16 protein-coding genes are annotated in these 22,904 nt (G+C 59.4%); 10 read left to right on the top strand and 6 right to left on the bottom strand.

The genetic code is table 11. The annotated features are described in order from the left end of the window. Positions 1 to 252: 252 nt before the first annotated feature. Complete coding sequence (locus tag DKB71_RS29105) at positions 253 to 2,691, bottom strand: Lon protease family protein (protein WP_274074530.1); 2,439 nt, start codon at positions 2,689 to 2,691, stop codon at positions 253 to 255. A gap of 280 nt (positions 2,692 to 2,971) precedes the next feature. Here DKB71_RS29105 and DKB71_RS29110 point away from each other — a divergent pair, with 280 nt between their 5' ends. The 3 genes from DKB71_RS29110 (at position 2,972) to DKB71_RS29120 (ending at position 6,094) form a co-directional block, all read left to right on the top strand. Continuing rightward, positions 2,972 to 3,460 (top strand): DUF3015 domain-containing protein, encoded by a 489-nt coding sequence (locus DKB71_RS29110; RefSeq protein WP_020798660.1) that lies wholly within the window; start codon positions 2,972 to 2,974, stop codon positions 3,458 to 3,460. A gap of 234 nt (positions 3,461 to 3,694) precedes the next feature. Then, a complete protein-coding gene (locus DKB71_RS29115) occupies positions 3,695 to 5,548 on the top strand; it encodes a DUF4105 domain-containing protein (RefSeq protein ID WP_408598957.1) in 1,854 nt (617 codons plus the stop codon). A gap of 51 nt (positions 5,549 to 5,599) precedes the next feature. After that, positions 5,600 to 6,094 carry a GreA/GreB family elongation factor gene (locus DKB71_RS29120; protein WP_408598959.1) on the top strand — a complete coding sequence of 165 codons (495 nt, stop codon included), beginning with the start codon at positions 5,600 to 5,602 and terminating at the stop codon, positions 6,092 to 6,094. Here DKB71_RS29120 and gdhA read toward each other — a convergent pair. Next, positions 6,091 to 7,428 carry an NADP-specific glutamate dehydrogenase gene (gene gdhA, locus DKB71_RS29125; RefSeq protein WP_274074527.1) on the bottom strand — a complete coding sequence of 446 codons (1,338 nt, stop codon included), beginning with the start codon at positions 7,426 to 7,428 and terminating at the stop codon, positions 6,091 to 6,093. The genes DKB71_RS29120 and gdhA overlap by 4 nt on opposite strands. A gap of 347 nt (positions 7,429 to 7,775) precedes the next feature. Then, entirely contained in the window at positions 7,776 to 9,440 is a 1,665-nt protein-coding gene (gene ettA / locus DKB71_RS29130; protein ID WP_008058240.1) for an energy-dependent translational throttle protein EttA, read from the bottom strand. 346 nt (positions 9,441 to 9,786) lie between these two features. Between ettA and DKB71_RS29135 the strand changes: the two genes are divergently transcribed. The 7 genes from DKB71_RS29135 (at position 9,787) to DKB71_RS29165 (ending at position 19,516) form a co-directional block, all read left to right on the top strand. Next, a complete protein-coding gene (locus DKB71_RS29135) occupies positions 9,787 to 13,575 on the top strand; it encodes an EAL domain-containing protein (RefSeq protein WP_408601174.1) in 3,789 nt (1,262 codons plus the stop codon). Between the two features lie 223 nt (positions 13,576 to 13,798). Next, complete coding sequence (glyA, locus tag DKB71_RS29140; RefSeq protein WP_077185842.1) at positions 13,799 to 15,052, top strand: serine hydroxymethyltransferase; 1,254 nt, start codon at positions 13,799 to 13,801, stop codon at positions 15,050 to 15,052. A gap of 268 nt (positions 15,053 to 15,320) precedes the next feature. Beyond that, complete coding sequence (locus tag DKB71_RS29145) at positions 15,321 to 15,887, top strand: hypothetical protein (RefSeq protein WP_274074526.1); 567 nt, start codon at positions 15,321 to 15,323, stop codon at positions 15,885 to 15,887. Between the two features lie 42 nt (positions 15,888 to 15,929). Beyond that, the gene (locus DKB71_RS29150) at positions 15,930 to 16,475 is read left to right on the top strand and encodes a hypothetical protein (RefSeq protein ID WP_408598962.1); all 546 of its coding nucleotides are present in this window, start codon (positions 15,930 to 15,932) and stop codon (positions 16,473 to 16,475) included. A gap of 242 nt (positions 16,476 to 16,717) precedes the next feature. Continuing rightward, positions 16,718 to 18,031: a C4-dicarboxylate transporter DctA gene (locus tag DKB71_RS29155; protein ID WP_323627375.1), complete on the top strand. Its 1,314-nt coding sequence runs from the start codon at positions 16,718 to 16,720 to the stop codon at positions 18,029 to 18,031. A gap of 65 nt (positions 18,032 to 18,096) precedes the next feature. Continuing rightward, positions 18,097 to 18,801, top strand: coding sequence for a FadR/GntR family transcriptional regulator (locus tag DKB71_RS29160; RefSeq protein WP_274074523.1), 705 nt, complete (start codon positions 18,097 to 18,099; stop codon positions 18,799 to 18,801). 25 nt (positions 18,802 to 18,826) lie between these two features. Continuing rightward, positions 18,827 to 19,516 (top strand): GntR family transcriptional regulator, encoded by a 690-nt coding sequence (locus DKB71_RS29165; protein ID WP_408598965.1) that lies wholly within the window; start codon positions 18,827 to 18,829, stop codon positions 19,514 to 19,516. On the opposite strand, the gene yjiA is transcribed toward DKB71_RS29165, so the two are convergent. The 3 genes from yjiA to DKB71_RS29180 all read right to left on the bottom strand — a co-directional run bounded on the left by yjiA (position 19,513) and on the right by DKB71_RS29180 (position 22,887). After that, entirely contained in the window at positions 19,513 to 20,484 is a 972-nt protein-coding gene (yjiA, locus tag DKB71_RS29170; RefSeq protein WP_408598967.1) for a GTPase, read from the bottom strand. The two genes, DKB71_RS29165 and yjiA, sit on opposite strands and share 4 nt — an antisense overlap. Before the next feature lie 123 nt (positions 20,485 to 20,607). Further along, positions 20,608 to 20,805, bottom strand: a complete 198-nt coding sequence (locus DKB71_RS29175) for a YbdD/YjiX family protein (RefSeq protein ID WP_007895266.1) — start codon at positions 20,803 to 20,805, stop codon at positions 20,608 to 20,610. Between the two features lie 15 nt (positions 20,806 to 20,820). Beyond that, on the bottom strand, positions 20,821 to 22,887 hold the full coding sequence (locus tag DKB71_RS29180; RefSeq protein ID WP_408598969.1) for a carbon starvation CstA family protein: 2,067 nt from the start codon (positions 22,885 to 22,887) through the stop codon (positions 20,821 to 20,823). Between the last annotated feature and the right edge of the window lie 17 nt (positions 22,888 to 22,904).

Consider the following 22,904-nt stretch of genomic DNA (forward strand, 5'->3'; position numbering starts at 1 on the left):
GATACTGTCGATATCCTTGAGCAGAGAATAGAGGAAAAGTCTGACTAGCACGTCAAGTAAGACCAGAAGGCGCCGAATGGTCATAGTGTGAATATTGGCGCCAGAGTGATGGCACTTTTTCAGGTTTCACCCGATTAAACTGTAGGAGCAAGCTTGCTCGCGATGGCGGAGTGACAGTCAACATCGTTGTCGTCTGAAAGATCGCTATCGCGAGCAAGCTTGCTCCTACAGGTGGATCGGGGAGTCTCAGGGTCAGGCCGGCTTGGCCTCCACCAGCGCCTCGACCGCCATTTCCTTTTCAGCCTCTTTCAGATCTTCCTCGCTGATCATCTCCGCGATCACCCGCAAGCGCTCCACCACCCGTGCGTTGACGCTACCTTCAGGGAACTCGCCATTCTCATCGGGCTCGCCCGCCGGCTCGCCCACCAGCAGGCTCAGCGCCTCGTCAGCCTGGCGCACGGCGTAGACGTGGAACTGACCGGCGCGCACCGCCGCGAGCACTTTCTCATCGAGCATCAAGGTGGCGACGTTGGCGTGGGGAATGATCGCGCCCTGCTCGCCCGTCAGCCCGCGGGCTTCGCAGAGGCGGAAGAAGCCTTCGATTTTCTCGTTGACGCCGCCCACGGCCTGCACTTCACCGAACTGGTTGATCGAGCCGGTAATCGCAAAGCACTGCTTGAGCGGGGTTTTCGACAAGGCCGAGATCAGGGTGCACGCCTCGCCCAGGGACGCACTGTCACCGTCGACGTAACCGTAGGACTGCTCCAGCGCGATGCTCGCGGAGATCGCCAGCGGAAACTCCTGGGCGTAACGGCTGCCCAGGTAACCGGTGAGGATCATCACCCCTTTGGAGTGAATCGGTTGACCGAGGTTGACCTCACGCTCGATGTCGACGATGCCGCTGCCACCCGGGTACACCGTGGCGGAAATCCGCGCCGGTACACCGAAGGCCGAGTCACCGACTTCCAGCACTGTCAGGCCGTTGCACTTGCCGACCGCCGCGCCCGCGGTGTCGATCAGGATGATCCCCGCCAGCATGTCATCTAGAATCCGCGCCGACACACGTCCCGTGCGGGTGGCCTTGGCCTTGAGCGCGCGCTCGATGTGCCCGGCGTCGGTCATCTCATCGCCGGCCAGGTGACGTATGAAGTCTGCCTCGCTGACCAGCTGGAACAGATCGCCGATGCGCGCCGACAAGCGTCCCTGATGCTCGGCCAGCCGAGCGCTGTAGGTTGCCAGGCGCGCCACCGCATCGGCGGTCAACGGCGCCATGCCTTCCTCGGAAGTTCGGGTCTTGAGCAACTGGGCGAACTGCTCCAGGCTTTCGTCCACCATCGGAATGTCTTCATCGAAATCCACCAGGACGCGAAACATTTCCTGGAAGTCCGGATCGAGGTCTTGCAGCGTGTAGTAGAGCTGGCGGGCGCCGATGATGACGACCTTGACCTGCAAGGGAATATGCTGCGGCGTCAGGGTGACGGTGGCGAAACGGCCCATCTCGCCCAGTGGCGATTCCATTTTCAGTTTGCGCGATTGCAGGGCGCGCTTCAGCGCATCCCAAACGAACGGCTCGCTGAGCATCTTATCCGCTTCCAGGATCAGGAAGCCGCCATTGGCCCGGTGCAACGCACCCGGTCGCAGTTGCCGATAGGTGGTGTAGAGCGCGCCCTGGTCGGTGCTGTATTCGATACGACCGAACAGGTTTTCGTAGGTCGGATGCGGCTCGAACACCACGGGCGCGCCACCACTGGCCGAATGCCCGACCACCAGGCTCGGCGCGTATTGCTCCTCCAGCAGCTTGCGGGCGACCGCATCGGTCTTGCTGTCGTCGACCAGTTGCTCGACCACGGTCTTGAGCAGATACACCTGCATCGCTTGCAGGTAACCGCACACCGCGGCGTTCTCGGCGTATTTCTCCGACAACGGCGACAGCAATGGCTGCAGGGCCAGGGTAATGGTCTCTTCGTTGAGATGGCGCAGTTGATTGCTCGATTCGCGCTTCCATTGCGGCAGGCTGGCGAGCTCCTCGTTCAGGCGCTCTTCGAGGTTGGAAATATCCTCATGGAAGCGTTCGCGCTCGGCTTCCGGCAATTGGGCGAACTCCGCCTCGTCCAGCGCCTTGCCTTCGAGCATCGGGGTGAAGGCGATGTTGCTGCTGTCGCGGTACAGCGCGACCTCTTTTTCCAGCGCCAGCCGCTCGATCACGTCCAGCGCCTTGTCGTAGCGCTGGTTGAAGGCGCGGTCGATGGCGCTTTTTTTCTGCTGGTAGGACGGGTGCTCGAACACCGCCGGAAAGGTCGCCAGCAGGTTGTCGATCAAGCCGTTGATATCACCGATGAAGGCACCGGCGGTGCCCGACGGCAACTCCAGGGCGCGCGGTTCGCGCGGCTCATCGAAATTATTGACGTAGACCCAGTCCGCCGGGGTCTGCAGGCGCTTGCCTTCGGCCTTCAGGTAGCGTTTGACGAACGAGAAGCGACCGGTGCCAGGCTCGCCCATGACAAACACGTTGTAACCGGGGCGTGGCATGGCCACACCGAACTGCAAGGCTTCGACCGCGCGTTCCTGGCCAAGCACACCGCGAAAGGGCTCCAGATCATTGGTGGTAGAGAAGCTGAACTGTTCAGCGGAAAACGGACGGGTCAGCGCTTCGGGCGCTAGACGCAAGCTGGCAGCAACAGGATCAGGCATCGGGCTTCCTTAACAATCAGGCGGGGCAGATAGCGGCATTCTGGCGCTGCCCATACCTCACTTGCAAGGCGCGCCTCATGGCAAAGCATAGACAAGCCACCAGCCCCAGGCGGGCCGGGGGCAAATCCGCGATTGCAGTGAAGTTTTAGCAAAAAATCACGGAACCCCGGGATCGTGCCTAAACTCCAAACTGCGCGGCTGGACTAATAACCGGCCCAACTGGTGTCAGGTAGGCGCCAGCACCCTTGTCCATTGGTATGCACACAAAGAGAAAAAAGCTATGAAACGGATTCTTCTCGGTACTCTCTTCACCGCTGTATCCATCAACGCCATGGCGCAGGCGCCAGGCGGTCCGGATTGCGGTTGGGGCAACATGCTGTTCGAAGGTCAGCGTGGCACCCCGGCTCACTTCCTGGCATCCACCACCAACGGCACTTCCGGCAACGCAACTTTCGGTATGACTTCTGGTACCAACGGTTGCTCGACCAACGCGTCGCTGACCTATGGCGGCAAATCCTGGTTTGCCATGAATGGCATGATGAACGAGCTGTCCGAAGACATGGCTAAAGGTCAGGGCGAAGCGCTGACCACCTACGCCGTGGTACTGGGCGTGGCGCCGGAAGACCGTGCGCACTTCGCCGCTGTCACTCACGAGCACTTCCAGCAGATCTTCAGCAAGGCTGACGTGACCGCGGAAGATGTGCATACCAACACCCTGGCCGTTCTGAAGAGCGATCCTCGTCTGGCCAAGTACGCCACTCAGGCATAAGCTCGACCCGCCCCGCTTCTTTCGGGAAGCGGGGTTTTATTTTTTGGACCTGCCCCTCTTTGGGTAATGTCATGCAACTGTAGGAGCTGGCTAGCCAGCGATGGCCTCATAGGCGCTGTGTTCATCCAGTCAACACGCGTCATCGTTAACGACCATCGCTGGCAAGCCAGCTCCTACAGTTGAATTGCATCCATTGTGCTGGGTATTTATTTTTTCCTGTTCAAGTTGCCACTTATGCTCAAACGCCTTGCCTGGCTGGCGCTCTGTGTCTGCGCCCCGCTGTCCGCCGCGCCTCATATCGATCCCCAACGTTTGCAGCAGCTGGCCAACGATCCTTTCTGGATCTCCCTCGGTCACTACGAAACCGCCAAGCTTGGTGGCTGGCGCAGCTATGTCAGCGACAAAAAATTCTTTCTCGCCGCCGATGGCAACGAACATCCGGACCGTGAACTGGCAGCCACCGTGCAAGCGTTGTACGCCCCTGCCAGTGCGGGTGAACAGCATGCGCAGTGCGTCTATCCGGCCCGTACCCGCTGGCTGAAAGCGCAGCTCAACCTGACCGATCTTCCGGCACCGGACTGCGCCGAATTCAAGCAATGGTTCAAGGACGTCTCGCCCCACAGCGCGGTGATGATCTTTCCGGCAGCCTACCTGAACAGCCCGTCATCGATGTTCGGCCACACGCTGCTGCGCATCGATCAGGCCGATGTACAAAGCGACAAGACCTCGCTGCTCAGTTATGCGATCAACTTCGGCGCCTACATCGAGGGGTCGGACAACAGCATCCTGTACGCCTGGAAAGGCTTGATGGGTGGCTATCCGGGACTGTTTGCACTAGTGCCTTACCAGGAAAAACTCTCGGAATACCGCAGCCTCGAAAACCGCGACTTGTGGGAGTACCGGCTGAACCTGACCCAGCAGGAAACGGCGCGGATGGTCGAGCACGTCTGGGAGCTGAAACAGATTCAGTTCGATTATTTCTTCTTCGACGAAAACTGCTCCTATCGCCTGTTGGAACTCCTGCAAGTGGCGCGTCCGAGCCTGCGCCTGACCGGGCAATTCCCGCTGACCGCCATTCCCACAGACACCGTCAAGGCCGTAAAAGAAGCCGGGCTGGTGGAGTCCATCCAGTACCGCCCTTCCCGCGAGCGCGAACTGCTGAGTCGCGCCGAGACACTGACCGACGAAGAACAGCAGTGGGTGCTGAAAGTCAGCGCTGACCAGAAGCAACTGCAAACACCCGAATTCAAGGCACAACCCCGCGCGCGCCAAGCGTTGATCATCGATGCGGCCTATCGACTGGAGCGCTACCGCGCCAATGGTCAGGAGCGCGACCCGCAACGGGCACAGCGCAGTTTCGAACTGCTGCGGGCGATCAACCAGAACCCCGCACCAGAGCTCGATATCCCGCAACCCGGGCTTCCGGAAGATGGCCACGAATCCCGCACCTGGCAGGCCGGCCTCGGCACCCGCGGTGATCGTGCCTTTGGCGAGTACGGCCTGCGCATGGCCTATCACGACCTCAACGACAACGCTGAAAGCTTCCCCCTCGGCGCTCAGATCGAAATCCTGCAATTGAAACTGCGCCAGTACGAAGGCAATGACTGGCAAGTGCAGCAACTGGACCTGGCGACGATTCGCTCCCTGACCCCGCGCAACGAGTTGCTGCAACCGCTGTCGTGGCAGGTCACCGGTGGCCTGGAGCGGGTGCCGGGCAAGCATGATGATGAAACCCTGGTCAGCCACGTCAATGGTGGAGGCGGTGGAACCTGGCAACTGGCCGACGACACCCTCGGTTTTGCCCTGGGCACCGTGCGCGTGGAGCACAACAATGATTTCGCCGAATTCATCTCTCCGGCGGCGGGGTTCAACACGGGTCTGCTGTGGAAAAACCCGCTGGGCAATCTGAGCCTGGAGGCGAAAGGCGATTTCTTCACCAACGGTGAAGTGCGCCGTAGCCTGAGCCTGAACCAGCAGTGGGAATTGTCGCGCAACCTCGGTCTGCGCCTGAGTGCCCAGCGCGAATTCAGCCACCTGGCCACGCCCGAGAATGAAGTGATGCTCGAGGTGAAGTGGTATCACTACTGACGCAACCAAATGCCTGCAACCATGGCCTAACCCCTATAACGGGAGAAAACCATGAGTCGTGCCTTCGTCAATGAAGATAATGCTGCTGCACAAGCTGATCAGCCAGTTGAACGGCAGGTCAGCGCGCAGCCCAATTACGTTACGCCCACTGGTCTCGCCCAATTGCAGGCGAAGGTCGCCGAGTTGCAGAAGCTGTTGGGAGAACTGAGCGCACAAGGAGACTTGGCCAACAAGCAGCGAGAGGCAGACCTTCAGCGCGACTTGAGGTATTTCAGCCAGCGCCTGCAAAGCGCTCAGCTTGTACCGCCCCCGGGCTCAACGGAAAAAGTACAGATTGGCAGTCGAGTAACCTTCGCCGACGAACAGGACACGGAGCTGACCGTGCAACTGGTGGGGGAAGATCAGGCTGACGCGCCAGCCGGCCTGATCAACTGGGGGTCTCCGCTGGGCCGGGCGCTACTCGGAGCGCAACTCGGTGACGAGGTGCTATGGCAACGCCCTGCCGGCGATCAACTGATCGAGATCATCCGCATCGAACCGGCTTAAACCACACCCTGGGCGAGCATGGCGTCGGCAACCTTGACGAAACCGGCGATGTTCGCGCCCTTGACGTAGTTGACCTGACCGTTTTCTTCCCCGTAATGCACGCAGGCGTGGTGGATCGACTGCATGATCGCGTGCAGCTTGCTATCCACCTCACCACCAGTCCAGAGCAGGCGCATGGCGTTCTGCGACATCTCCAGGCCGCTGACGGCCACCCCACCGGCATTCGACGCCTTGCCCGGCGCGAACAGGATGCCTGCCTCGATGAACAGGTCGACGGCTTCGAGGGTGGTCGGCATGTTCGCGCCTTCCGCCACACAGATGCAGCCATTGCGCAGCAACGCCCGTGCCGCATCGGCATCCAGTTCGTTCTGCGTGGCGCACGGCAGCGCGATGTCGCAGCTCAGCCCCCATGGATGCTGGCCAGCCAGGAACTCCAGGCCAAAACGACCGGCCAGTTCGCTGATGCGTCCGCGCTGGACGTTTTTCAGTTCCAGCACCGCCTGCCATTGCGCCTCGGTCAGCCCGCTTTCGCAGTACAGCGTGCCTTCGGAGTCGGACAGCGAAATCACTTTGCCGCCCAGGTCCATGACCTTGCGCGCAGCATATTGCGCAACGTTGCCGGAACCGGAGATGGCCACGCGTTTGCCTTCGACGGTTTCACCGCGACGCTTGAGCATTTCCTCGGCGAAGTACACGCAACCGAAGCCGGTGGCCTCAGGGCGGATCAGGCTGCCGCCGTAGCTCGGGCCCTTGCCGGTCAACACGCTGGTGAACTGGTTGCTCAAGCGCTTGTACTGTCCGAACAGGAAGCCGATTTCACGGGCACCGACACCGATGTCACCGGCCGGCACGTCGACATCGGCACCGATGTGGCGGTACAGCTCGCTCATGAAGGCCTGGCAGAAGCGCATGACTTCGGCATCGCTCTTGCCTTTGGGGTCGAAATCCGAACCACCCTTGCCGCCGCCCATGGGCAAGGACGTCAGTGAGTTCTTGAAGGTTTGCTCGAAGGCGAGGAACTTCAGGACACCCAGGTTCACCGACGGATGGAAACGCAGACCGCCCTTGTACGGACCGATGGCGCTGTTCATCTGGATACGGAAACCGCGATTGACCTGCACCTTGCCGTGATCGTCGACCCAGGACACGCGGAACACGACGGCCCGCTCAGGCTCGCAGATACGCTCAAGAATGCCGGAGGTCAGATAGTGTGGATTGGCTTCAAGAAAGGGCCACAGGCTACGCAGCACCTCTTCGACGGCTTGATGGAATTCAGGCTGGTCCGGATCGCGTTTTTTCAGGCGGGCAAGGAAGGAGTCGACGGATTCGATCATGGAAAAGTCTCGGCAAATTTATTGTCGTTGGAAGATTTGAGCCGGACTTTAGCAAACCAATCGCGCACAGGAACAGCGCAGAATGTCGCTTTTATGAAATTAAATGGTGCACAGGATATAAATTAACCCTGTTTCCGCGGTGTTTTTGCACCCAAACAGGGATTCCAAAATCCAGTTTTGCACCATCAGTTAGCCCGCCTTCGCGAGCAAGCCCGCTCCCACAGGGGAACGCATTTCAAGAGGTGGGAGCGGGCTTGCTCGCGAAGATCGAGACTCGGTGCCAGTGAATAAACACGCTAAAAAAAACGGAGCCCGAAGGCTCCGCTTTTTCATGCAACCAACCCGAATCAGGCCAGTTTCTTGTGGCGTACCCGGTGCGGCTGGGCAGCGGCTTCGCCAAGACGCTTTTTGCGATCGGCTTCGTACTCGGTGTAGTTACCTTCGAAGAACACCGCTTGCGAGTCGTCTTCGTACGCCAGGATGTGAGTCGCGACGCGGTCAAGGAACCACCGATCGTGGGAGATCACAATGGCGGCGCCCGGGAAGTCCAGCAGGGCTTCTTCCAGGGAACGCAGGGTTTCAACGTCGAGGTCGTTGGACGGTTCGTCGAGCAGCAGGACGTTGCCGCCCTCTTTCAGGGTCAGGGCCAGGTGCAAGCGACCACGCTCACCACCGGACAGGTCCTTGACGAACTTCTGTTGGTCACCGCCCTTGAAGTTGAAGCGGCCCACGTAAGTGCGCGACGGGATCTCGTAGTTGCCGATGCGGATCTGGTCGGAACCGTCGGAGATCTGCTGGAACACGGTCTTGCTGCCGTCCAGGTCTTCGCGGCTCTGGTCGACGCAGGCCAGCTGCACGGTTTCGCCGACTTCGATGCTGCCCGAATCCGGAGTTTCCTTGCCCATCAGCATGCGGAACAGGGTCGATTTACCGGCACCGTTACCACCGATCACGCCGACGATGGCGCCTTTCGGCATGGAGAACGACAGGTTGTCGATCAACACGCGATCGCCATAGCCCTTGGTGACGTTCTTGAACTCGATGACCTTGTCGCCCAGGCGTGGACCGGCCGGAATGTAGATCTCGTTGGTTTCGCTGCGCTTCTGGAATTCCTGCGATTGCATTTCTTCGAAGCGTTGCAGACGTGCCTTGGATTTCGACTGGCGGGCCTTGGCGCCTTTGCGCACCCACTCCAGTTCTTCCTTCATGGCTTTTTCGTGAGCCGACTGCTGCTTGGATTCGGCAGCCAGACGATCGGACTTGGCTTCCAGCCAACCCGAATAGTTGCCCTCGTAAGGAATGCCCGCACCGCGGTCAAGTTCCAGAATCCAGCCAGCGACGTTGTCCAGGAAGTAACGGTCGTGCGTGATCGCGACCACGGTGCCCGGGAAGTCGTGCAGGAAGTGCTCCAGCCACGCAACCGAATCGGCGTCCAGGTGGTTGGTCGGTTCGTCGAGCAGCAGCATGTCCGGGGCGGACAGCAGCAGGCGGCACAGGGCCACGCGACGTTTTTCACCACCGGAGAGGACTTCAACCTTGGCATCCCAGGCCGGCAGGCGCAGCGCATCGGCGGCGACTTCCAGCTGACGCTCCAGGTTGTGGCCGTCGCTGGCCTGCAGGATGGCTTCGAGCTTGGCCTGTTCGGCTGCCAGCTTGTCGAAGTCGGCATCCGGATCGGCGTAGGCCGCGTAGACCTCGTCCAGGCGTGCCTGGGCATCCTTGATCACGCTGACCGCTTCCTCGACCACTTCACGCACGGTCTTGGTCGGGTCCAGTTGCGGCTCTTGCGGCAGGTAGCCTATGTTCAGGTCCGGCATCGGACGGGCTTCGCCGTCGAACTCGGTGTCGACGCCAGCCATGATTTTCAACAGGGTGGACTTACCCGAACCGTTGAGGCCGAGCACGCCGATCTTGGCGCCCGGGAAGAACGACAAGGAGATGTTTTTCAGGATTTCCCGCTTCGGTGGAACAACTTTGCCCAGCCGATGCATGGTGAATACGTATTGAGCCATGGAGAACCTTGGGTCAGTGACTGATGAAATGATTAGGGTGCAGGCGAGGCCTGGCCAGACCATGCGCGCTGTACGCTTGACGAGGCCAATGCGTATGCGCTGAAAAAAGTCTGATTCTAGGAGCTGGAACGCTCCCGCGTAACCGGCAAAGCTACCTTAATGACAGATGGCAGTCCAGCCGAGCGGGACTGGCACTTTGCCACAACTCAAGGCATGCTAGCCGCCCTTCGGGCGTCCGGCTTATAGTGCACGTCGCGCCAGTCCAGCCAAACCGCAGGATTACAGTTTGTCCAGTGTCCCTCCGTCCCTGATCACCCGTGCACCGACTGTTGCACCCGGCTCGCCCATGCGCGGCACACTCAAGGGCGCTTTGGCGATGCTGGTGTTGCTGCTGCTCGCATTGCTGTTCTGGCAACTGCTGGATCAGCTGCGCGAAACCCAGAAGAGCAAGCGCCAGGCCACCATCGACTACACCGCCGACCTGGCCACGCAAGTCAGCCTGAACATGGCGCTCAACGCGCAGATCGCCCTCAACCTGCTACCGATTGTCGAGCAGCCACAAAGTGCCGACGAGCTAGTGGACTTGCAGCGCAAACTGCAAAAATCCCTGCCCGACCTGCTGAGCCTCGCACTGCTCAGTCCCTCGGGGAGAATCCTCAGTGACACGGTTGGCACCCGCGAAGATGCCGACTATCTGGCGGAACTGGTGCGCCGCAGTCGCGCCCAACCCCACTATTACAGCAACGCCATCGACGGCTCGCGAGTGCATCTGCTGTTGCATCAATCCAGCGGCAGCAACCGCGGCTACTGGGCCTTGCGCTTCAAACCGACGTTTTTCGCCTCCCTGACGAAGCTCAATGAAACGGCGGCGGCTCCGCTGTGGTTGGTGGAAAACCGCTCCAATTACCAGATCATCAGCCGCGACCAGGCGTTGCCGCAGGTCAACCCGGGCACCCTGACCCAGGACGATGTGGCCAACAGCGTACTGACCGTCCCACTGAGCGGCAGCGACTGGCAACTACGAGGCCTGTTCGATCGTCAGCGAGTACTCGAGGAACTGCTGCCGGCCTTCATCGGCAAATGCCTGCTGGGCCTGGCCTTTTCCATGCTGCCGTTCATCGTCCTGCTGAACATGCGCCGTCGCCAGCGCCAACTGCACGAAGGTCGCCGACGCTACCAGGAGATTTTCGAAGGCACCGGCGTGGCCCTGTGCGTCCTCGACATGTCGGGCTTGCGCAGCCTGTTCGACAAGGCTCAGTTGCTGCGCGACGAGCAACTGCAAACCTGGCTGGGGACCCCAAACCTGCGCCGGAAATTGTTGCAGGAACTGCGCATCACCGAGGTCAATCAGGTCGCCTTGCAACTGCTGAACGTCAACACCTGTGAGCAAGTGTGGAACCTGCTGATCGATGGCAACCCCGTGGCGGGCAGCGCCATCGGCAATCAGGTCCTCGAAGCGGTGCACAAGCAACAGCAGCAGCTTGAACTGGAAATCAAGCTGCAGGACGCCGGGGGTCGTGACCAGCACCTGTGGCTGGTGTTGCGCCTGCCGCAAAACCCGGACGACTTCAAGGCCGTGATCCTGAGCATCACCGATATCACCAGCCGCAAGCTCATCGAGCTGTCGCTGCAGGAGCGCGAAGGCTTCTGGTCCGACGTCGTGCGGACCGTGCCCGATCACCTGTACGTGCAAGACGTGATCAGCCAGCGAATGATCTTCAGCAACCACCATCTGGGCCAGACGCTGGGCTACAACCGCACTGAACTGCAGCAGATGGGCGAGTACTTCTGGGAAATCCTCCTGCACCCCGACGATGCCGACTACTACCACCGCTCGCGCCAGAGCCAGCGGCAAGGCGGTTACAGCCAATTGATGCAGTGCCAGTTGCGCTTTCGCCACCGTGACGGCGAATGGCGGCGCTTCGACATTCGCGAGCAGGCACTGGCACGGGACAAGCATGACCAGGTCACCCGCATCATCGGCGTGGCCAAGGACGTTACCGAGCAGATTGAAGCCAGTGAGTCGCTGCGCGACAGCGAGCAGCGCTACAGGATGCTCGCTGAAAGCATCAGCGACGTGATTTTCTCAACCGACAACCGCATGGCGCTCAACTATGTCAGCCCGTCGGTGCAGGCAGTGCTGGGCTATGAAGCGGAGTGGATTTTCCAGAACGGCTGGCAATCGACCATTGCCAATCCGCAACAGCTGAGCGGCATCTACCTCTTGATGGATCGCGTCAGCAAAGCGCTGGATAAACCCGAACAACTGGCCCTGTTGCGCAGCCAGGTGCAAACCCAACTGTTTCTGTTCGACTGCCTGCGCGCCGACGGGCGCAAGATTCCCATCGAACTGCGCCTGGTATTGGTCTGGGACGAACACGGTGCGTTCGAAGGCGTGCTGGGGGTCGGTCGCGACATCAGCCAGCAACGCCGGGCCGAGAAAGACCTGCGAATGGCTGCCACGGTATTCGAGCACTCGACCTCGGCGATCCTGATCACCGACCCGGCCGGCTATATCGTCCAGGCCAACGAAGCCTTCAGCCGTGTCAGCGGTTATGCCGTGGAACAGGTGCTCGACCAGTTGCCGAACATGCTCACCGTCGACGAGCAGCAGGAAGCCCATTTGCGCTACGTGCTCAAGCAACTGAACCAGCACAGCACCTGGGAAGGCGAAGTGTGGCTCAGGCGCCGCAATGGCGAGCATTATCCGGCCTGGGTCGGCATAACCGCGGTACTGGACGATGAAGGCGACCTGGCCAGTTACGTGTGTTTTTTCAGCGACATCAGCGAACGCAAGGCCAGTGAACAACGGATTCACCGCCTGGCCTATTACGACGCCCTGACCCACCTGCCCAACCGCACGCTGTTCCAGGATCGCCTGCACACCGCGCTGCAAGCCGCCGAGCGACAGAAGTCCTGGGTGGTGTTGATGTTCCTCGACCTGGACCGCTTCAAGCCGATCAACGATTCCCTGGGCCACGCCGCCGGTGATCGCATGCTCAAGGAAATGGCCACGCGCCTGCTCGGTTGCGTTGACGACGACGACACCGTAGCGCGCATGGGCGGCGATGAATTCACCTTGCTCCTGCAACCGCGGGCCAACCGTGAAATCGCCCTGAACCGGGCGATTCACGTGGCCGAGCAGATTCTCGCCAGCCTGGTCAAGCCCTTCGTGCTCGAAGGCCGCGAGTTCTTCGTCACGGCCAGTATCGGCATCGCCCTGAGCCCGCAGGACGGCAATGAACTCAGCCAGCTGATGAAAAACGCCGACACCGCGATGTACCACGCCAAGGAACGCGGCAAGAACAACTTCCAGTTCTATCAGGCGGACATGAACGCCAGCGCCCTGGAGCGCCTGGAACTGGAAAGCGACTTGCGACATGCGTTGGAACAGAACGAATTCGTGTTGTATTACCAGCCGCAATTCAGCGGCGATGGTAAACGCCTGACAGGCACCGAAGCCCTGCTGCGCTGGCGTCATCCGCGCCGCGGCCTGGTGCCGCCGGGGGACTTCATCCCGGTGCTCGAAGAGCTCGGCCTGGTGGTGGATGTCGGCGATTGGGTGATCAGCGAGGCCTGCCGTCAGCTCAAGACCTGGCATCAGGCCAAGGTGCGTGTGCCGAAGGTGTCGGTGAATATTTCCGCCCGACAGTTCTCCGACGGCCAGCTTGGCACACGGATCGCCAACATCCTGAAGGAAACCGGCCTGCCGCCGGCGTGCCTGGAGCTGGAGCTGACCGAAAGTATCCTGATGCGCGAAGTCAGCGAAGCCATGCAGATTCTCGCCGGCTTGAAAAACCTTGGCCTGAGCATCGCGGTCGACGACTTCGGCACGGGCTACTCATCACTCAACTACCTCAAGCAGTTCCCGATCGACGTCCTGAAAATCGACCGCACCTTCGTCGACGGCCTGCCGTCGGGCGAACAGGACGCGCAGATCGCCCGGGCGATCATCGCCATGGCCCACAGCCTCAACCTGGCGGTGATCGCCGAGGGTGTGGAAACCCAGGAGCAGCTTGATTTCCTCAGGGAACACGGTTGCGACGAGGTCCAGGGATACCTGTTCGGGCGGCCGATGCCAGCCAATACCTTTGAAGAGCAGTTCAGCAATGATGCGTTGTTCATGTTTGACTGAAATCTTCAGGTGAAGCGAGCGACGCCTTCGCGAGCAAGCCCGCTCCCACAGGGGACCGCGTTTCAAATGTGGGAGCGGGCTTGCTCGCGAAAAGGCCGGCACGATCACCGCTAACCCCCGCATGAACACCACTTGTCTGCGACATGATGTCGTTTCATATGCCTTCCAAAACCCATTGGGTTAGAATGCCCCCCTTTTCCGCCCCCGATCCTTGAGGACCGCCATGTTCAGCCGTGATTTGACTATTGCCAAGTACGACGCCGATCTCTTTGCCGCCATGGAGCAAGAAGCTCAGCGCCAGGAAGAGCACATTGAGCTGATCGCTTCGGAAAACTACACCAGCCCCGCGGTGATGGAAGCTCAAGGCTCGGTACTGACCAACAAGTACGCCGAAGGCTACCCGGGCAAGCGCTACTACGGTGGTTGCGAGTACGTCGACGTCGTAGAGCAGTTGGCCATCGACCGTGCAAAAGAACTGTTCGGCGCCGATTACGCCAACGTTCAGCCACACGCCGGCTCCCAAGCCAACAGCGCCGTTTACCTGGCCCTGCTGTCGGCTGGCGACACCATCCTGGGCATGAGCCTGGCCCACGGCGGTCACCTGACCCACGGCGCCAGCGTTTCGTCCTCCGGCAAGCTGTACAACGCCATCCAGTACGGCATCGATGCCAACGGCCTGATCGACTACGACGAAGTCGAGCGCCTGGCTGTTGAACACAAGCCAAAAATGATCGTGGCCGGTTTCTCTGCCTACTCGCAGATCCTCGACTTCCCACGCTTCCGTGAAATCGCCGACAAGGTGGGTGCCTACCTGTTCGTCGACATGGCCCACGTGGCCGGTCTGGTCGCCGCTGGCGTCTACCCGAACCCGGTTCCATTCGCTGACGTGGTGACCACCACCACCCACAAGACCCTGCGCGGTCCACGTGGCGGCCTGATCCTGGCTCGCGCCAACGCCGACATCGAGAAGAAGCTGAACTCCGCCGTATTCCCAGGCGCCCAGGGCGGCCCGCTGGAGCACGTGATCGCCGCTAAAGCGATCTGCTTCAAGGAAGCGCTGCAGCCCGAGTTCAAGGCCTACCAGCAACAAGTGGTGAAAAACGCCAAGGCCATGGCCGGCGTGTTCATCGAGCGCGGTTTCGACGTGGTTTCCGGTGGTACTGAAAACCACCTGTTCCTGCTGTCGCTGATCAAGCAGGAAATCTCCGGTAAAGACGCCGACGCCGCCCTGGGCAAAGCGTTCATCACCGTGAACAAGAACTCCGTGCCAAACGACCCACGCTCCCCGTTCGTCACCTCCGGCCTGCGCTTCGGCACCCCGGCTGTGACCACTCGCGGCTTCAAGGAAGCAGAGTGCAAGGAACTGGCCGGCTGGATCTGCGACATCCTGGCGGACCTGAACAACGAAGCGGTGATCGATGCCGTTCGTGAGAAGGTCAAGGCGATCTGCAAGAAGCTGCCGGTGTACGGCGCTTAATCACAGCGCTTTACCGAGCCAGACAAAAACCCGACCCTCTGTGGTCGGGTTTTTTATGCGTCAATTCTTTTATAACCCGCGACATCGACATTCCAGACAAACTAACAAAACGGCAAACAGCCCTTTAATAAAACCCTGGAAAAACCCTGCCTTAATTTAAATCACGCCACTTTTATTAGAATCGCTATATTCCAAGGAAAGCACTTTCAGTTTGAGCACCAACCCACTCAAACAAGCGCTACAACCAAACGAATAGCGAGACCAGACAATGACTACAGACCGGCAAAAATCATTTATTGCCACACTAGGCACAGACAACATACCGTTGCACTTTCTCGACTTGCTTCATGGCGAGCCAGCCATTGCCAGTAGTGTATTCGCCAGTGGTGGTTTTTTTACCGGCCCACCACAACGCAGAGACGACTCCCACCGGCTTGGGCTGCACCCTGAAATTTCGGCAGATGCCATACCCGGCCTATTACTCTATTTTAGATATACAAATTATGGCTACAGACTCTATATCCGGACGCCAGGCCCGTATTTCGGAAAGTGCATCAGTGTCGATACATCCGGGTTTGTCGGCGCATTCCCCATTGCCGGTTCCACGACATTCAACTTGATCAATCGTCACAACAGGGCCATGACACTGGACGACATCAGGGAAGACAGCCTGGAGACCTACATCCAAGTCAGTGGATCCGGGCTCCTTCACCGCCAAAATCTATACGGCTCAAAGTACACATACATCGCCAACAAGGGACAGACACCCCTGCTTTGCAGATTGAAAATTCTTGAAAGAAATGCGACTTACCTAAGCACCCCAGATGAAATCTAAGTAACTCCAACCAACAGTTGAAACTTTATCAAGGAAGATAAAATGAGCACCGATCGTCAAAAATCTTTCATTGCCGAACTGTCCACCAATTTCGGCCACCTGCACTTCCCCCGACTGACCCACAATAAACAAGTCGCCAGCCGTATTTATAACGGACTTTACACCTCCCCCGCACGAGACATTTCCAACTATCTTTTTACACAACGCAAAACGCCTCACATCACCTTGAGATTTTACTTCAGGTGCACCAGAAACCACTATCATATTTACATACGCACGCCTGGAGACTATTACGGAAAAATCCTCGGAATGAACGAAGATTACATCATAAGTGCGGTAGGAGATGAAGATGCTATCAATTTCAACCTTCTCGACAAAAACTACAAGGTGATAACCTTGGATGACATCCCTTCCAATAAAATCTCCTTACATATCCAGACCACTCATGACCGCTGGCTTACCAGTAATGGAGCTTATCGAACCGATGAAGGTATTGGTGTCTCTGCCAGCGGTGGAATTCTGCTGACCTTCCACTTGAATATCATCGAGCGCAACGCCTCATTTATCGACAATCCGGACGAAGTCTAAATCCGCCCATGCTTTTTCATCCTGTGGGTGCGTTCTTCCCAGACCCAAACCGCTCAAGACCGGGCCTTACCCCTCAACTGGTAAGACCGGTCATGCCAATTTCAACATTTTCCCTTGCGATCACCCGAAGTCCACGCCTAGACTGCGCCTGCACTGGACATACCGGTAAGACCACAATAATTAAGTCCTGAAGCCGAAAGCCCTCAAACTCGGCAGCCAGGACACCGACCAGGATTTCTCCCATGCTCAGATGGTGCTCGCGTTCAATCTTCCTGCAAGTGGTTCTCGGACTGGTGCTCGGCATAGTCTGCGGGCTGACCCTTCCTGAATACTCCGCTCAGCTCAAACCCCTCGGCGACGGTTTCATCAAGCTGATCAAGATGCTCATCGGCCTGATCGTGTTTTGCGTGGTGGTCAGCGGCATCAGCGGTGCCGGCGACCTGAAGAAGGTCGGCCGTATCGGCCTGAAATCCGTGATCTATTTTGAAGTCTTGACCACCATTGCCCTGGTGATCGGCCTGGTGTTCGCCTTCAGCACCGGTATCGGCAGTGGCGCGAACATTCATCTGGAACAGCTTTCTGCGGCTGACATGGGCGATATCGCCCAGCGCGGCCAGCACATGCACACCACCACACAGTTCCTGATGGACCTGATTCCGACCTCGGTGATCGGTGCATTTGCCGATAACAACATCCTGCAAGTCCTGCTGTTTTCGGTGTTGTTTGGCAGCGCCCTGAATCTGGTGGGAGAAGCGGCGTCGGGCATTTCGCGACTGATCAACGAACTCAGCCATGTGATCTTCCGCATCATGGGCATGATCGTGCGACTGGCACCGATCGGCGTATTCGGCGCGATCGCCTTCACCACCAGCAAATACGGCCTGGACTCGCTGCAGCATCTGGGCAGTCTGGTCGGCCTGTTTTACCTGACCTGTGTAGCCTTCGTGGCGCTGATTCTCGGCCTGGTCATGCGTCTTTCCGGCCTGAAGATGTGGCCTTTGCTCAGGTACCTGCGCGAAGAACTGCTGATCGTCATGGGCACCGCCTCGTCAGACGCCGTGCTGCCACAAATCATGCGCAAGCTTGAGCATCTGGGTATCGGCAGTTCTACGGTCGGGCTGGTGATTCCCACCGGATATTCATTCAACCTCGACGGTTTCTCGATCTACCTGACCCTGGCCATCGTGTTCATCGCCAATGCCACCGGCACGCCGCTGGCCATGACCGACTTGCTGACGATTCTATTGGTGTCCTTGATCACCTCCAAAGGCGCACACGGCATCCCGGGTTCGGCCCTGGTGATTCTGGCGGCCACGCTGACGGCAATCCCGGCGATTCCCGTGGTGGGCCTGGTGCTGGTGTTGGCCGTGGACTGGTTCATGGGGATCGGCCGGGCCCTGACCAACCTGATCGGCAACTGCGTGGCCACCGTGGCGATCGCTCGCTGGGAAAAAGACATCGATGTGGAGCGGGCGAACAAAGTGCTTTCCGGCCAGGTGGGTTATACCTTCCAGCCGAGAAAACCGGTGGCTGCGGCCCATCAGCAGGAATTTTGAATGAACGCCGTGCCTGCTCCCGGGCAGGCATGGCCAAAACCGTTTTTGAGCTCATGGAGCGAACAGTGATTACCTCGTCGACCGTTGTAAATTCAGTCGTAGAAAAACTTCGGGCCGCGCTGGCCCGCGGTCAGTGGCGTTCCGGTGACATGCTGCCAGGGCAACGCGAGTTGGCCGAACAACTGGGTATCAGCCGCCCCAGCCTGCGAGAAGCCGTCATCGTGCTCGAAACCCTCGGTCTGGTGCGGTCCATGCCGGGTAAAGGGGTGGTGGTCCTGGAGGCCAATCTTGCCGACAGCCAACAGCACGACAGTGCCGTGGCCGCCGCAAGCCTGGAAGACGTACTGCAACTGCGCTACACCCTTGAGCCGTTCATCGTCGGCCTGGTGGCGCAATCGATCAGCAGCAAGGAGGTCGGGCAACTGCGCCTGACCCTGATGGACATGCGCGAAGCCCTGGAGGCCAACGACAGCGAAGCCGGGGTGAGCGCCTACATTGCGTTCCACGAAGAACTCTTCACCCTGACCTCGAACCCGATCTTCCAGAGCGTTGTCCAGCAGACCAGCAATGCCCTCAAGCAAAGCGCCGAAGTGCTGCGCAATTCCCCGGAACATCTGGCCGAACGCCTCGAAGAAAACGAAGCTGTGGTGCGGGCGATCCGCAGCAAGAACAGCGCCCAGGCCAGTGCCGAGATGCGTAGGCACATTCTTCGCGAGGGCCAGCGCATGGGCATCGAACTGAACATCCCGGACGACAACCTTGGCAGTTGAACCCTCTTCGAACTGGAGATTGGCCATGAACAGCTTCGTTTCACCGCAAACGCTTACGACCCTGCCCTTTCCACCGGCGGCGGATGATCTGTACTCGCGGGTCCTCGACGCCATTCTTGAACAGCGCATCCATGAGGCCAGTCGCTTTACCGAAGAAAGCCTGGCGCAAATGTTCGGTGCAAGGCGCAGTGACATGCGTGATGTGCTGATGCGACTGTCCCATCAGCAGATCATTATTCTGCGGGTCAATCATCGCCCCCGTGTAGCGGCGCTCAATGTCGATCAAGTTCGGCAAACGCTGCATGCGCGGCGACTGACCGAGCTCATGCTGGTGAAGCTGGCCTGCCAGCGGCCCTGCACGCAAGCCTTGAAGCGCCTGAGCGCGTTGGTCGATCGCGAGCGCCAATGCACTGAGCGTGGCCGGGCAATACGTCTGGCAGGAGAGTTTCACCTACAGTTGGCAGAAATGGCGGGCAATGCACCGTTGGCGCATTTTCTCGGCAGCCTGGTGCCACCGAGTTCGCTGGCGATTGCGCAACTTGAGGTGTGCGGGGAGGACTATTGCGCCTGGCAGGTGCACGAGAAAATAGTGGATGCGCTAACGCGTAGGGATGCCGTGATGGCAGCGACATTACTTAACCGGCATCTGGATTATCTGGAGGCGGTATTGCTGAACGCTCAACCGCTCTCCAACCGCAAGCGTATTGCCGGTTAGTTCGCCGCCACCCGGGCAAAACCCTCGCGAATCTTTTCTTCCGGCAAATCATCGGCAATGAACACGATCACGCTTTCGCGCGCTTCATCGTCGGCCCACTCGGTGTCCCAGTCGAAACCGTACAACTTAAGAACCCCCTGAAACACCATGCGGCGCGGTTCGCCGAGGATGTTCAAAACGCCCTTGTAGCGCAGCAGTTGCTTGCCGTGGTCTTCCAGCAGTTCGTTCATGAACTCGCTGAGCTTGTCGATATCCAGCGGCTTGTCGGTGCGCAGCACCAGGCTGGAAATACGGTCGACGGACGGCGCCTGACTGACCGGGCGCAAACTCACGCCACCACCAAGGTCGGCATTGAGATTGAAACCACGCACGTCGAGCAGTTCGGCCAGGTCGATCTTGCCGTGGTCGACCACGCGGATCGGTGCACGGCGATTGATACGGGTCAGACGCTCGCTCAACGCAGTGAACGCAGGTTCGTCCACCAGATCACGCTTGCTCACCAGCAGCCGGTCGGCGAAACCGATTTGCGCCTGGGCGATGGTCTGGGTCAGATGCTGCTCGGCGTGTGCCGCGTCTACCAAGGTAATAATGCCGTCGAGGATGTAGCGCTCGCGCAGCTCCTCGTCGATGAAGAAGGTTTGCGCCACCGGAGCCGGGTCGGCGAGGCCGGTGCACTCGATCACCAGGCGGTCGAAGGCGATTTCGCCACTGTCGAGACGTTCGAGCAGCAGATACAGGGCCTTGGTCAGGTCGGTGTGGATCGTGCAACAGACGCAGCCGTTGGACAGCGTCATGACTTGAACCGGCTCGTCACCCAACAGTTGGGTGTCGATGCCGGCGTCGCTGAATTCATTTTCGATCACGGCGATTTTCAACCCATGCTCGGCTTTGAGCAGGTGGCGCAACAGCGTGGTTTTGCCGGCGCCGAGAAAGCCGCTGAGGATCGTGACCGGGATTGGAGTGAGCAAAACGAAAATCTCCCATGCGCTGATAAAACTGTAGGAGCCCGGCTTGCCGGCGAAGGCGTCCGGAAGATCGCTTTCGTCGGCAAGCCGGGCTCCTACAGTGGTGTGTCGCCTAGGCGTGTTGTATCAACAACACTTCGGCCCACCCTTGCCACCGTAACGAGCTTCCTGGCGTTCCCGAAAGAACATCTCGTAGCTCATCACCGGTTTGTCCGGGTGCTTTGTTTGCATATGCTCGACGTAATTGTCGTAGTCGGGCATGCCGACCATCAGGCGCGCTGCCTGACCGAGGTATTTACCGAGGCGACTCAGGTCATTGAACATGCTGCAATCCTCTGGTTACGCATCCGGCAGCGCCTGGAACGGCGCTTCCTTGTCCGTGCGCTCTTTCGTACCCCAGGCAGAAATACCGACCTTGAGTGCGTAGAACAGGATGCTGAATACCACGAACAGGAACAGCGCGGTCAGCGTGGCGTTGGTGTAGGCGTTGAAGATCACGTGCTGCATCTGAGTGATGTCCTTGGCCGGGGCGAGGATCTGGCCATTGGCCAAGGCATCGCTGTATTTTTTCGCCAGGGCCAGGAAGCCGATCGCCGGGTTGGCGTCGAACAGCTTGATGAAGCCGGCGGTGGTGGTGCAGATCAGCAACCACACGGCAGGCAGCATGGTGACCCAGACATACCGCTGGCGTTTCATCTTGATCAGCACGACGGTGCCGAGCATCAGCGCGATACCGGCGAGCATCTGGTTGGAGATGCCGAACAGCGGCCACAGGGTATTGATGCCACCCAGCGGATCGATCACGCCCTGATACAGCAACCAGCCCCACATCGCCACACAGCCAGCGGTGGCAATCAGGTTGGCAGTCCAGGACTCGGTGCGTTTGAGCGCGGGCACGAAGGAGCCGAGCAGGTCCTGCAGCATGAAACGCCCGGCACGGGTGCCGGCGTCCACCGCGGTCAGGATGAACAGCGCTTCGAACAGGATCGCGAAGTGGTACCAGAACGCCATGGTGTTTTCACCCGGCAGCACACTGTGCAGGATCTGCGCGATGCCGACCGCCAGGGTCGGTGCACCGCCGGCACGGGCCAGGATGGTGGTTTCACCGATGTCGTGCGCTACTGCCTGCAGCGCTTCCGGGGTGATTGCAAAACCCCAGCTGCTGACGGTTTGCGCCACAGCCATCACGTCACCGCCCACAACTGCGGCGGGGCTGTTCATGGCGAAGTACACGCCTGGCTCGATCACCGATGCGGCGACCATGGCCATGATGGCCACGAAGGACTCCATCAGCATGCCGCCGTAGCCGATGTAACGGGCGTTGACCTCATTATCCAGCAGTTTCGGCGTGGTGCCGGAGGAGATCAGCGCGTGGAAACCCGAGACCGCGCCACAGGCGATGGTGATGAACAGGAACGGGAACAGACCGCCCTTCCACACCGGGCCAGTGCCATCGACAAATTGGGTCAGCGCCGGCATTTTCAGCTCGGGCATGGTGATCAGGATGCCGATCGCCAGGGCCACGATGGTGCCGATTTTCAGGAACGTCGACAGGTAGTCACGCGGTGCCAGGATCAGCCAGACCGGTAACGAAGCTGCCACGAAACCGTAACCGACCAGCATCCACGTAATCTGAACGCCATTGAAGGTGAAGGCCTTGGCCCAGACCGGATCCACAGCAATCTGCCCACCCAGCCAGATCGACCCCAGCAGCAGCAATACGCCGATCACGGAAATCTCACCGATGCGGCCCGGGCGGATGTAGCGCATGTAGATGCCCATGAACATCGCGATCGGGATGGTCGCCATCACCGTGAAGATCCCCCACGGGCTTTCGGCCAGGGCCTTGACCACGATCAGCGCCAGCACCGCGAGGATGATGATCATGATCAGGAAGCAGCCGAACAGCGCGATGGTGCCGGGGATGCGGCCCATTTCTTCGCGGACCATGTCGCCCAGGGAGCGACCGTTGCGGCGGGTGGACATGAACAGGACCATGAAGTCCTGCACGGCACCGGCCAGCACCACGCCGGCAATCAGCCACAAAGTACCGGGCAGATAGCCCATCTGCGCCGCCAGGACCGGACCGACCAGCGGCCCCGCGCCAGCGATGGCCGCGAAGTGGTGACCGAAGAGGATATGCTTGTTGGTCGGGACATAATCCAGACCGTCATTGTTGAGCACGGCGGGGGTAGCCCGTCGAGCATCGAGTTGCATGACATTATTAGCGATGAACAGACTGTAGTAACGATACGCAACGAGATAGATGGCCACGGCAGCGACCACGATCCACAAAGCGTTGATCGCTTCACCTCGGCGAAGTGCCACGACGCCCAGGGCGCACGCCCCAACGATTGCCAGCAGCAGCCAGGGTAAGTGGCGTAGCGGGCTATTATTATTTTTCATTTTATTATTCCAGCCAG

Source organism: Pseudomonas sp. PLMAX, assembly GCF_046042685.1.
Classification (GTDB): domain Bacteria; phylum Pseudomonadota; class Gammaproteobacteria; order Pseudomonadales; family Pseudomonadaceae; genus Aquipseudomonas; species Aquipseudomonas putida_AE.